Consider the following 12,250-nt stretch of genomic DNA (forward strand, 5'->3'; position numbering starts at 1 on the left):
ACAGAGTGCGCCGCGACACCTTGTACTGGGCGGCAATATCCTCGACCGAGATGGAGGGATCAGCCCAGAGCGTCCGCGCCGTGTCCAGCCGAACGCCGGTCAGTGCCGGCTTGCGCCCACCCGGTCGGCCACGGGCACGAGCAGCGGCAAGGCCAGCCCGGGTACGCTCCCGAATCAGGTCGAGCTCGAACTCCGCTATGCCCGCCACAATGGTGAACATGAGCCGCCCCACCGGGGTCGCGGTATCGATGCCGAGGTTCAGGACGCGCAGCGCGACCCGACGCCGCTCCAGTTCCTGCCCCAACTCCACCAAGTGGGCGACCGACCGCGCCAAGCGGTCGAGCTTGACGACGACCAGGACATTGCCCGGCTGCAGGGCGCGCATACAGGCTATCAACCCTGGCCGCTCCGCCTTCGCACCGCTCGCGACGTCGGTGTAGATCCGCTCCGAGTCGACACCGGCACGCACCAGTTCGTCGACGTGGGGGTTCACCGTCTGATCGGAAGTCGATACGCGCGCATACCCAATCAGGATAGGCGGAAAAGTGTCAGAACCCATGATCCGCATCCGCAAATGGCACGCCGGTTTTGTCACTTATTTTGGCACAGTCGGGGCCCACTCGACCACTGGCACGGACGTCAGCGGCTTCCTCGTGCCAGATACGGGCTGTTTCGCTCCGCTGTTAGCCGGCGTTTCCGCCTGCCCCATCGGCTGGAAAACGGTGTCACGGCCAGCCAGCGGCATAGCCCAACCTGTTCGCAAGGCCGGCGCCTGGTCCAACCCGCCGCCGTGCTTCGTATCGGAGGCATCGCCACCGTTGGACGGGGGGCATCCGCCGGCCGCCCACAGCGGCCGGCGCGGGTATTTCCGGCCCGAAGGGCCGCCCTCCCGAGGAAAGGCGGCCCGGTCCGGTCCTACTCCGCGGCGGCCGGCAGCGCCGCGTCCGGTTCGTCTCCGGCGTCCGGCCCGGCCCCGAAGCGCATGGCGTCGGGCAGCCAGTCCCGGCCCTTCACCTGCCCCTCCGGCGCGCCGTCCCCGGTCTCGGCCGTGCGCGCGAAGTGCGCCGCCAGCGCGGCGACCAGATCGGCCTTCCGGTAGTCCGACAGCCGCGCCATGGAGACGCTGGCGCCACTCTCCACCGCGATGGCGCCGAGCTGGTCGCGGGTGCGCCCGCCGAGGAACGCCGCGTCCGGCCGCCACCAGTCGCGCATGTCGGCCCCGAGGTCGCGCGCCACCCGGTTGAACAGGCTGTCGCCATGGTCGATGGCCTCCATGTCGCCCTGGCCGAACGCGAGGATGGTCAGGAACAGGTGCAGGGCATCCAGGTCCTCGTCGCCCAGCCGCTTCACTCGCTCGTACAGCGCGGCGCCGTCCTTGGGAGCGCCCACCAGCCGCTCCCACGCACCCCGGCTGCGCGGCCCGTACGCGGGCTCGTCCTCCCCGGCCGGCTCCAGGCCGAGCAGGCGCTCGAAGCGGGCCGCCGCCGCCTCGAGGGCGTCCCAGCTGCGCGGCCGGCCGTCCTCGCCCGCGCACAGGACGAGCGCGGGATGCGCTTCCAGCGACACCCGGCCGTGATGGCCATCGGCGCCCCGCATCAGCAGCACCACCGCCACCTCCCTGGCCGTGCGCCGGGCGGCGATCAGCAGCTTCTGCACCGCCAGCGTCTTGTGCGCGGTCATGTGGCGCACCAGCCACACCGGAAACTCCGGCCGCTCCCGCTGCACCGCCAACGGGCTCTCCCGCGTCTCGACCATAACGGTGGGCTGCACCTCGTGGCGCACCAGGCGCTCGCGCACCTCGACCCGGCCGGAAGGGGTCAGGTTGATGACCACGCCGCCGCTCTCCCCCTCCTGCGCCGCGCGGTAGTGCCACCACGGCGCCCTGTGCGTGTCGAACACGTCCACGAAGGCGGCGCTCGCCGCCCGCGACGCCGCCATCAGCTCGACGGCCTGCCGCTGCAAGGCGTGGAACTGGTCGGCGTCGTCGAAGTAGGTGGCTTCGGCTTCGGCGAACAGGTCGGCGGTGAAGGTGCCGCCGTAGCGCGCCAGCGGGAACACCGCCATGGCGACGGACGGCTTTTCCTCGATCAGCCGGGCGCGCACGTCGTCCGCCTCAATCCAGGCGCCGCTGTCGATGTCGGCGAGGATGCGCCGCTGCTGCTCGTGCGTGCCGAGCGTCAGCGCCTCGGCGATGCCGAGCCCGATGGTGCCGTCGCGCACCGCCCGCTTCGCCTCGGCGCACAGCCCGGCCAGCGCCAGCCGGCGTTTCACGGTGGTGGTGCTGAGCCCCGTCTGCGCCACCACGTCGTCCAGCGTGGCGCCCTTCTGAAGCAGCGCCGCGATGCCGTCCGCCTCGTCGATGGCGTCCAGCGCCCCGCGCTGCACGTTCTCCACCAGGGCGATCCGCTGGGCGTCGACGGGCTTCAGGCCATGGCGCACCTCGACCGGCACCCGGTGATCGGACGCGACCTCGCCGCGGCTTTCCAGCAGCTTCAAGGCCCGGTAGCGGCGCTCGCCGGTGACGACGCGGAAGCGGTCGCCCTTGAGGCACGTCACCACGAGGTTCTGGAGCACGCCGTCGGTGCGGATGGAGGACGCCAGCCCCTCGATGGCGGCAGGGGCGATGCGCCGGCGCGGGTTGGCGGTGGGCGGGAGAAGCTGGGACAGGGGAACGAGCTGGGTGCTCATGGTCTCTTTCCACTCTCTGTGAAGCTGCGAAGCAGCAGCAAGCCGCTGCTGCTTCCCGGGGCCGCGCGAGCGGTGGGTGAGTGGGGGGCGAGGGCCGGCGCGCCGGGCCGGGCTGCCACGGCGAGGGGCACGTGCCGTGCCCTGAACCGGCGGCCCTGCCCGGCAACAGGCGGCCCTCGCGGGGGAGAGAGGGGGACATCCTCTTTCCCCCGCACGGGATCGGCGTGGGCCCGGGTCCCACGCCGATTCGGAACACCAAGGCCGCGAGGCCTTCCAAAGCACCTTCGGGGGCGTTGCGGGGGCTGGCCCCCGCTCGACGGGGGTGTGGCCGAGACGGCTGCGGCCGGCTCGGTCCAGGGGGAAGGCATTTCCCCCTCCAATCCCGCACGGACCTCCCTTCCGCTCACCTCCGGGTACCGGATCGGCATCCGCCCTCCCGAGCGCCGGCCCTTCCCCAGCGCGCCGGGTTGCGCTACCCGGTGCGGCACCGTCCCCAGGGAGCCCCCATGTCCGACCCGCCCACCCTGTTCACGCCGCCCGAGCGCGAGCTGATCCGCCGCGAATTCATGGTCCGCTGGAACGCCGCCCGCCCGCTCACCGAGGCATCGGGCTGAAGCGGTGGGCGACCGGGCCGTCCAAGGGGCAGGTCAAGATGCCGGCCGCGGTGCGCTCGATGCTGGAGCGCGGGCTGGTGTCCATCGCCGACGACGGCGGCACGTTCCCCGCGGCGCGTTTCACCGACGCCGACTGGCGGGCGTTGCGCGCCATGGCGGCCGACCCGCGCCAGCTCGATCCGCAAGACTACGCCCACGTCCTGGCGGACCTCGACGGCGTCGAACACGGCCGATGACGCGCGCTGCCGGCATCGTCCCCGGGGAGCGGTTCCAAAAGGCCGGAGCCACGCGCACCGTCTCTGTGATCGCCGCCCTGGACGAGCGGCGCGGCCTCCCGCCGCCCGCGCGCCTCGTTCCCGATGGCGCGCCCGGCGCGCCGCCGCTGCTGATCGGCCTTGCGGCGTTGCGCGATCCACGCTTCTGGACCCGCCTCCCCGGCGCGGTACGACGCGGAGGCTTGCCGCGCCCGGAATGCTGGGCTATCGCTGCGGGTGCGCGGGAAAAGAGCCGCCGGAGAGAAACGATGAGCGACAACGATGTGGCGGCGCTGACAACGCGCGTGGTGACCGCCTACCTTCATGGTCACGCGCTTCCCGTCGCCGACCTCGCTCCGCTGATCGGCGCGGTGCGGAGCGCGCTGCTGGCCCTCGACGGCGCCGCGTCCGCCGCGGTGCAGCCCCCATCGCGCCAGCCCGCCGTGCCGATCCGGCGCTCGGTCAGCCGGGAGGCGATCGTCTGCCTGGAGTGCGACAAGGCGCAGAGGACGTTGCGTCGGCATCTCGCCGGCGCGCATGGGCTGAGCACCGAGGAATACCGCGCCCGCTGGAGGCTGCCCGCGGACTATCCCATGACCGCGCCGGACGTCGCGGCGGAGCGCTCCAGGCTCGCCAAGGCCGCGGGCTTCGGCAAGAAGGGCGGGCGACGGCGCAAGGCGTAGGGGACGGAAAGGCGCGGAACACCGCCTTCCGGCACCATGCGTCAGTGCGCGCGCAGACAGCCGGACAACGGCCGGGCTCGGTCCTGTCCCCACCCGTTGAAAATTTCAACGCGCCCGGCGTGGTGGCATCGACGAATGCCCCAAGCGAAGGGCCGGCGCCGCAAGATCTTCTCTCGAACAGGACCGGGCACCGGCTCCGTCTGCATCGTCGGTTCGCCCAGACGCCTCCCCGACCAGCGGTTCCAGGCCCCACCGCCGGCCGGAGCGCGCGTCCGCGCGCTGGTCACCGGATCGGGGGCCTTTCACGGCGCTCCATCCCGACGTCGCCGCTCGTCCACCCCAACCCGCCCAAGTGGGGTGCTATGGTCCGTGTTGTCCCGTGTGCGCACAGACAGCCACATCGCCCCGAGCGGAAAGCCGGAACGCCTCGGCTGTCCAAGCGACGCACGTTCTTCCCGAGCGGGAAGCCATCCCCCTTGACACACCCCTGCACCTGCCACATCATCCCGAGCGGGAAGAATGTGGGGCGCTATGGACATCGTCGATACGCCGGCCCGCTTCGGCAGCCTCGTTCGCGCACGCCGCCAAGCCCTCGGCATGACCCAGCGCGACCTCGCCCTGGCGGTGAACGTCGGCGAGCGCTTCATCGTCGAGCTGGAGGGCGGCAAGCCAACCTGCCAGCTCGGCAAGGCGCTGGCCGTCGCCCGCGGGCTCGGCATCCGGCTGATGGACGCCTCCCCGGCGACCAGCCCGCCGGGCGGCGCCGGCCACGCCGACGCCTACCCCGACCTTCCCGATCTTGGAGATCCGGCGTGAGCACGCTTCCGGTTTTCTACGAGCACCTTCCCGTCGGCACGGTGGCGCTCGGCGCGGACGGGCCGTCCTTCGCCTACGACCCCCGCTGGCGCCGGACGCGGGGAGCGTTTCCGGTGTCGCTGACGATGCCACTCGACCGCGGCCCCTTCGGGCCGGACGTCCTCATGCCGTGGCTCGCCAACCTGCTGCCCGAGGACGCCGCCCTCCTGGCCGTCGGCCGGACGCTCGGCGTGGCCCCCCAGGACGTGATCGGCATCCTGGAGCGGATCGGCGGCGACACGGCGGGCGCGCTGGCCATCGGGCAGCTCCGGCCGGGGGCGGCGTCCGGCTATCGTCCGATCGAGGGGGAGGCCGACCTGGAGCGGATCATCGAGGAGCTTCCGGCCAAGCCCTTTCTGGCCGGCGAGGACGGCGTGTCCATGTCGCTGGCCGGCGTCCAGGAGAAGCTGCCCGTGGCGCTGCTCCCGGACGGGCGGCTGGGAATCCCCGTCAATGGGGCGCCGTCCACCCACATCCTGAAGCCCGACGCCCGCCAGCGCCTGTGGGGCAGCGTGCCGAACGAAGCGCTGTGCGCGACGCTCGCCGCGCGGTGCGGCCTGAAGGCCGCCGCGGTGACCACCGGCCGGGCCGGCGGGCGGAGCTACCTGCTGGTGACCCGCTACGACCGGGTGCAGCGGGACGGGCGCTGGCTGCGCCTCCACCAGGAGGACTTCTGCCAGGCGCTCGGCAAGCCGCCGGGGGCGAAGTACGAGCGCAACCGCACGGGCATCAAGGGGCCGCGCCTCGCCGACCTGTTCGCCGTGGCGGACGCGCACCTGACCGCGGCCGACCGCACGCGCCTGCTCGACGCCGTGGTGTTCAACGTGCTGATCTGCAACACCGACGCCCACGCCAAAAACTACAGCGTCCTGCTCACCGGGCGCGGGGCGGCGCTGGCGCCGCTCTACGACCTGATGTGCGCGGCGGCGTGGGACACCATCACGCAGAACCTGTCGCAGGCCATCGCCGGAAAGGTCCGCGGCGACCACATCAAGGGCCGACACTGGCAGCGGATGGCCGACGACTGCGGCTTCAACCGCACGATGATCCTCACCCGGATCGCCGCCCTGGCCGAGCGGACGCGCCGCGAGCTGCCGCAGGCCGTCGAGACGGTCCGGGCGATGCCCGCGGGCGACCACCCGATGCTGCCCGCGTTCGCCGCCGCGATAGACGCGCGCTGCCGAGCCGTGCTCCTCAACTTGGCCCAGACGGACGGCCCTGCCGAGGAGCCCGATCCGGAGGCGAGGGACGCGCCGTCCCCGTGATCCGCGCGCCCGGCGCGGCAGCGGCCCCGGGAGCCCGCCGCCGACGGATCAAAGCGCATGGGGAGTTCCCGCACGAGCGCCCGTTCGCTCGATACGGCCACGGGCGGTGCGGCGCGTGGCGTTGAAAATTTCAACGCCACGCCCAGCCCCGGCGACGCTCAGTCGGACTGGCGGCGCAGGATCGCGTCGATCGCCTCGCGCATGTCGTGCAGCATGTCACGGTCGGTTTCGGCCAAAGCCTGGGCGTTGGGCGTGTCGCGCAACGCCTGAAGGGCGTTGCGCACCGAAAACAGATGCCGGGCCACCCGCTTCGACAGCGCCGACAGGGCCACTTCCGGCGGCTCGTTCGCCGCCCGCGCCGCCGGTTCGCTGTCCGGCTCCGCGCTGCGCGGCGGAACCGCTTTGGCCGGGACGGTGGCGGGATCGCCGCCGCGGTCTTCGACGGCCTTGTAGGCCTTCCAGAGGCGGAGCTGCTCGGCCTCGGTGTCCGCCCGCGCGATCTGCCGGAGCGCCGACATCGGGGGCCGGTAGAGGGGGTACTCTTCGCGCACGGCGTGCGGCAGCCGCAGAAGCCCCAGGGTGCGCGACACCTCGGCCTTGTCGAGCCCAAGCAGGCGCGCGACCTCCGCCTGCGAGCAGCGGCGCCGCTCCATCAGGCCGGCCATCGCGTCGGCCGCCTCGAAGGGGGTCAGGTCGACGCGCTGCAGGTTCTCGATGATGGACACCTCGTCGGCCGGAACGTCGGGGCCGATGAGCACGGCCGCGATGGTGCCGTGACCGAGGGCGCGGACGGCGCGCAGGCGGCGTTCGCCGAACACCAGCCGGTACGAGCCGTCGTCCTGCGCCGCCACGCCGATGGGTTCGAGAAGGCCATAGCGCTCGATCGACTCCCGCAGCGCCAGCGCCTCGGCCTCGTCGAAATGCCGGCGCGGCTGGTGCGGGTTGTCGCCGATCAGGTCGACCGAGATTTCGGCCATCCGTCCCGTGTGCCCGGAGCGCGCGATGGGCAGGCTGCCGCTGGCGTCGATCTGCCGGGGGGCCGCGCGCAGCGCCGCCATGCCCGGGTTGGTGCGTGCCAGCTTACGCGACATGGGCAACCTCCTGGGTCGACCCGAAGCGCCGGGTCCGCTCGGTGACGAGCGCGTCCACGACGGCGCGGAACGCGCCGGCGCCCGCCGCGTCCGGGATCGCCTCGACGGCGGCGCGCCCGGCGGCCACCGACTGCCCGTACACCGTCGCCCGCGGCACCGGTTCGAAGACGCGCAGGCTGGCCGCGTAGCGCTCGTGCATCTCGCGCAGCGACTCCCGGTCCTGGGTCAGGCGGCTGTTGTACATGGTCGGCAGGATCCCGAGCACCTGGAGGGTGGGGTGGCATAGCTCCCGGATCTCGTTGATCGTGTCGAGCAGGTATTCGACGCCGGCCACCGCAAGGACCTCGGTCTGGCAGGGGATGAGCACGGTGTCCGCCGCGGTGAGCGCGTTCAGGGTCATCTGCGAGAGGTGGGGCGGGGTGTCGATGAAGACGAAGTCGTAGTCGGAGCGCACCGCCATCATCAGCTTCTTGAGGATGAAGTTGCTGGCGGGTCGTGACATGAGTTCGGCTTCCGTCTTCGACAGGCGGATCGACGACGGCACGAGGTCGAGCCCGCTGTGCTCGACCGTGACGATGACGTCCGCGATCGGCACCCCGTCGCGGAAGGCGTTGTCGATGGTCCGCCCGCTCGCCTGGAGGCCGATGGGGTCGAAGCCGAGATGCAGGGTGGCGCTCGCCTGCGGGTCGGCGTCGATCAGCAGGACCCGGTAGCCCTCCAGCGCCAGGATGCTCGCGGCGTTCACGCTGGTGGTGGTCTTGCCCACGCCGCCCTTCTGCAGGCTGACCGACGACACGAGCGCCGGCCCGTGCCGCTCCGTGGGCGCCGCGACGACCTCGTCGAGGAGAAGCCGCGCCACCGCCGTTGGGATCTTCTCGCCGCCGGTTTCCCAGCGGCTGATCCTCTGGCGGTCGTACTTGCGCCCGAGCCGGTCGTTGAGCCACGCCGCGAAGTCGGCTTGGCTCAAGCCCCGCCGCTCCCGAAAGCTCTTCAAGTCGTCCGCCTGCATCGATCCTCCTTGCCCGACCACGCTCCCACGTCGCCTTTAGGGGTACAGGGGGAGACGCAACACGTCAATCCGAGATGCGTGTTGCGCCTCCCACCTCCGACGACCGCGCCGCCGCCATACCGAAGTGCCGGTCGCCGATGCGCGCGATGAACCGTCCCGATGACGGGCATACCGAAGTGCCGGCCCTGAACAGGCCTCGGACGGTGCAGCGCGCCCAGCGGTTGGCGGGCGTCACGGCGGCGATGCCTACCGAAGTGCCGAGTCGGGCGTGCCGGCGCGGAAACGGAAAACGCCGCCCGAAGGCGGCGCGTCCGGTGTGTCGGTGGCGGGCGCGCCGTCAGAACGGGCGGCTGACGATGCGGCGTCTGGTTTCGGCTTCCGGCACGGCCGGACGGCTCGGTTTCAGGATCAGGCCGGCGCCCTTCGGGTCGATCTCCACGTTGGCGTCCGGATACACCGCGGTCGCTTCCTAGAGGGCGGGCAGGAAACCCTGGCGGAACTTGAACATCTGCTGGACCTGCGGACCGAACTGAGAGCGCAGCGCCTCCCAGCTGATGGTGGTCGGCTTGGAGATGCTGCGCAGCCGGTAGCAGAGCCAGACGTAGACGTCCAGCGACAGGCTGCTGGACTTGATCGCCTTGATGGCCGCCTCGCTGACCGGCATCGGGTGGTCGACCAGGGCCTGGAAGAACTCGCCGGACAGCCGGGCCGTCTCGTCCCACAGGCTTCCCTGGCGGGGATCGGTGCTGGGCGCGGTGAACATCATCGCCGACACGATGCTGGCCCGCTCGAAGCCCGACCGGCCCTGGTCGTCCTCGGTCCAGCCGACGGTGAGGCGGCAGGCGCTCAGGCGCATGGCCTGCTCGCCGACGGCGGTGTAGCTGGTCCCGCCGTTGGAGACGCCCATCTTCTCCATCCAGTCGGCCATCGAGGAGCCGATCTTCACGTCGGGCGACTGTGTGCGGACGGCTTCCGATTGAAGGTAGATCAGGATGAGGCGGGCGCGCGGCCCGTAGGGAATGCCGATGACCTTGGGCTTTCCGTCGCCGTCGCGGATCGGCTTTCCGTCGCGGCCGATCAGGCGGCCGGGCTCGACCAGCAGCGTGAAGCGCCCGTTCTGGCGCTCCCACGCGTCGTTGTCGTGCTTGAGCCGCCGGTGCGGCAGGTTGGTCATGGCGAAGCCGGAGTACAGATAAACGCGCTGTGTGTGCTCCTCCTCGCCCATGACCTGGACAGCGAGGTCGACGTGATGGCGCTCTTCCGCGGAGACGAGATCCTTGGCACGGTCACGGCCGTGCGTGGTGACCAGCTGGTGGATCTCGCCCATGTCCTTCTCCCGTGCAACAAAGCACTGCTGTGGCGAATAATGTGGAAGGGCATAGAAAGTTCAACACGGCACTTCGGTATGCAGGGCCTATCGGAAGATATTTGATTGTTTCTATTTGTTATGGTCTACCGAAGTGCCGGCGGATAACCCATGCGACTCGCGAGTCGGCGGAGGTGACGCATACCGAACTGCCAATGGATAACGCAGCCGGTTTCAACGTGCAGGCTCCGCTTTCGACCCTGCGCGGGTGCGAATCGGGCCGCTCCGGATCCGAATCGCAGTGGCCGTCCGTTCCGTCGTTGCAGCGGGGAAGAACGGGAGGGCGGGGCGCCTGAAGGGCAGGTCAGCGGCGCTCGCCGGCGCCGTGGTGCGGTGTCGGCATTTCGGTAGGCATTCCCGAGTCGGCACTTCGGTATGCCGCATCTCCGCCCTCCGGTCCCGGTGCGGGGGCTGCTCGGATGACGGCGCGGCGGGGGAGGTCCGCGCCAATGCCGTATCAAGCACGGTGGGGCGCCGAAGAGAGCGCGCGGCATGGCCCACCGGATCGAGGTCATCGCGGCTCAGCGGCGGGAGTGTGTCGGGGCGGCTGGATCCGGCAGCGTGGCGCGCCTGAGACGCGCGATGTCGCCGCTCGTCGTCTTCCCTCCGGCGTGGCTCGGTTGAACGCAAAAGCCGCTGATAAAACAGTGATTGTGGCTAAAGCGACATAGATGTACGTGGATGTGATGCGTGAGGCCGGCTGGGCTTGCCGCGTCGGTCGGAGCGCTCCGAAGGCCTTCTGTCGCCGGGCGCGAGCTGGGAGAATGGCGGCTGGAATGGTGGAATGGGCGCTCAGGGCTTGGCGCAGCATGGGCTGAAGGTGCCGTCCACCAAGCGCGCCGGCGTCGCCGCGCGGCGCCGTCTCCGGTGGCCGCGCTTTTCCGCTGGTCGGCAACCGCCGGTCACCGATGGGGCGGGAATGGCTGTACAGTGTCGCCAAACGATCGTTTTCACAGAACTGAACAGAGTGTACAAAGGGGTGCTTCGAACCCTCCGAACGGCATCCCATGACGCTCATCGGCTACGCGCGCGTCTCCACCGAGGACCAGGCCACCTTCAGCCAGCTCGACGAGCTGAGGGCGGCCGGCTGCACGACCATCTTCGAGGAGAAGGCGTCCGGCGCCAGCCGGGCGCGGCCGGAGCTGGCCAAAGCCGTCGCCCAGGTGAAGCGCGGCGACATCTTGGTGGTCGCGCGCATCGACCGTTTGGCGCGCTCGCTCTCGCACCTGCTGGAGGTCATCGAGGGGCTGGAGGGGCGCGGCGCCCACTTCAAGTCGCTGCGCGACCCGATCGACACCTCCACCCCGCAGGGCAAGTTCGCCCTCCAGGTCCTCGGCGCCGCCGCCGAGCTTGAGCGCGCGCTGATCCGCGAGCGCACCAAGGCCGGGCTGCGGGCGGCCAAGGCGCGGGGCAGGGTGGGGGGCAACCCGCGCCTGCGCGCACGCGATCCCGACGCCATCCGACAGCTGGCGGAGATCCGCGACCGGCAGTACCTGGCCGAACTGCTGTCCACCATGGAGGCCTGGATGCCGAAGGTCCGCGCCCTGCGCCCGGCGAACGCCTGGGGCAAGGTGGCCAGGGCCCTGGGCCGGCTCGGTTCGCCCGACCGGCCGTGGACGGCGGACCGGCTGTCGCGAGCGGTGCACCGGCTCGTGGCCGAGGGCTTGGCCGAGCGGACGCTGATCGAACCGGCGCCGCGCAAGCCGCCGAAGGACGACATCCTGCTGGTGATCGCCGGCATCAAGGGCGCCGACCCCGCCCTCAGCCTGCGCGCCATCGCCGCGCGCCTGGAGGAAATGCGCGTCCGCACCCCGCGCGGCGGCACCAGCTGGTCGGCGTCGTCGGTGAAGGCGCTGCTCGACCGCGCCGAACGGTTCGGCCTCGTCACGCCGCCGGCCGTGTCATGAGGCACGGTGTGCCCGGCCCGGCAAAGTACGCGCTCATCGCGGCGATCAGCCTGTTCTGGGGGCTGAACTGGCCGGCGGTAAAGACGATCCTGACCCAGATGCCGCCCCTGAGCTTGCGCGCGATCGGCTTCACCTCGGGCGCCCTTCTCATGCTGGGGATGGCGCGCCTGATGCGGCACCGCCTGGCGGTGGACAGGGGTGAAATCCCGGCGCTGTTGCTGGCGGGGCTGCTGAACGTGTTGGTCTTCAACCTCTGCACCGCGTTTGGGCAACAGCTCATGGCGACCTCGCAGGCGGCGGTCATCGCCTTCACCATGCCGGCGTGGGCGACCCTGTTCGCGATGCTGTTCCTGTCGGAGCGGCCGAAGCCGCGTCAGATCGTCGGTCTGGTCTGCGGGCTCGGCGGCCTTCTCGTGCTGCTGGGGCCGGAGGCGCTCTCGGCGCCACCGTCGGCGTTCGTTGGGCCGGCGTTGATGCTGACCGCGGCGGTCTCCTGGGCGCTCGGCACCATCGTGATG

Annotated in this window: 11 protein-coding genes; 6 read left to right on the forward strand and 5 right to left on the reverse strand. The window is 71.2% G+C overall.

The features are described 5' to 3' along the window. Positions 1 to 559 (reverse strand): recombinase family protein (locus tag ACRWK7_RS18620; protein ID WP_431857781.1); only part of this gene is annotated, 559 nt, incomplete at its 3' end. A 356-nt stretch (positions 560 to 915) separates the two neighbouring features. Beyond that, positions 916 to 2,688 (reverse strand): ParB/RepB/Spo0J family partition protein, encoded by a 1,773-nt coding sequence (locus ACRWK7_RS18625; RefSeq protein ID WP_431857782.1) that lies wholly within the window; start codon positions 2,686 to 2,688, stop codon positions 916 to 918. A 652-nt stretch (positions 2,689 to 3,340) separates the two neighbouring features. On the opposite strand from ACRWK7_RS18625, the gene ACRWK7_RS18630 reads away from it, so the two are divergent. The 4 genes from ACRWK7_RS18630 (at position 3,341) to ACRWK7_RS18645 (ending at position 6,359) form a co-directional block, all read left to right on the forward strand. Then, complete coding sequence (locus ACRWK7_RS18630) at positions 3,341 to 3,538, forward strand: hypothetical protein (protein ID WP_431857783.1); 198 nt, start codon at positions 3,341 to 3,343, stop codon at positions 3,536 to 3,538. 287 nt (positions 3,539 to 3,825) lie between these two features. Further along, positions 3,826 to 4,239, forward strand: coding sequence for a MucR family transcriptional regulator (locus ACRWK7_RS18635; protein WP_431857784.1), 414 nt, complete (start codon positions 3,826 to 3,828; stop codon positions 4,237 to 4,239). Positions 4,240 to 4,770: 531 nt separating this feature from the next. Further along, on the forward strand, positions 4,771 to 5,055 hold the full coding sequence (locus ACRWK7_RS18640; protein WP_431857785.1) for a helix-turn-helix transcriptional regulator: 285 nt from the start codon (positions 4,771 to 4,773) through the stop codon (positions 5,053 to 5,055). Next, the gene (locus ACRWK7_RS18645; RefSeq protein WP_431857786.1) at positions 5,052 to 6,359 is read left to right on the forward strand and encodes a type II toxin-antitoxin system HipA family toxin; all 1,308 of its coding nucleotides are present in this window, start codon (positions 5,052 to 5,054) and stop codon (positions 6,357 to 6,359) included. The genes ACRWK7_RS18640 and ACRWK7_RS18645 overlap by 4 nt, the downstream gene beginning before the upstream one ends. A 158-nt stretch (positions 6,360 to 6,517) precedes the next feature. Here ACRWK7_RS18645 and ACRWK7_RS18650 read toward each other — a convergent pair whose 3' ends face one another. The 3 genes from ACRWK7_RS18650 to ACRWK7_RS18660 form a co-directional block, all read right to left on the reverse strand. Beyond that, positions 6,518 to 7,450, reverse strand: a complete 933-nt coding sequence (locus ACRWK7_RS18650; protein WP_431857787.1) for a ParB/RepB/Spo0J family partition protein — start codon at positions 7,448 to 7,450, stop codon at positions 6,518 to 6,520. Beyond that, positions 7,440 to 8,459, reverse strand: a complete 1,020-nt coding sequence (locus tag ACRWK7_RS18655) for an AAA family ATPase (RefSeq protein ID WP_431857788.1) — start codon at positions 8,457 to 8,459, stop codon at positions 7,440 to 7,442. Before ACRWK7_RS18655 ends, ACRWK7_RS18650 begins: the two co-directional genes overlap by 11 nt. Positions 8,460 to 8,928: 469 nt before the next feature. Further along, complete coding sequence (locus ACRWK7_RS18660; RefSeq protein WP_431857789.1) at positions 8,929 to 9,786, reverse strand: replication protein RepA; 858 nt, start codon at positions 9,784 to 9,786, stop codon at positions 8,929 to 8,931. Between the two features lie 1,046 nt (positions 9,787 to 10,832). Here ACRWK7_RS18660 and ACRWK7_RS18665 point away from each other — a divergent pair. Next, complete coding sequence (locus tag ACRWK7_RS18665) at positions 10,833 to 11,732, forward strand: recombinase family protein (protein WP_431857790.1); 900 nt, start codon at positions 10,833 to 10,835, stop codon at positions 11,730 to 11,732. Between the two features lie 8 nt (positions 11,733 to 11,740). Beyond that, positions 11,741 to 12,250 (forward strand): DMT family transporter (locus ACRWK7_RS18670; RefSeq protein WP_431857791.1); only part of this gene is annotated, 510 nt, incomplete at its 3' end.

It is taken from the genome of Azospirillum sp. (genome assembly GCF_050789165.1).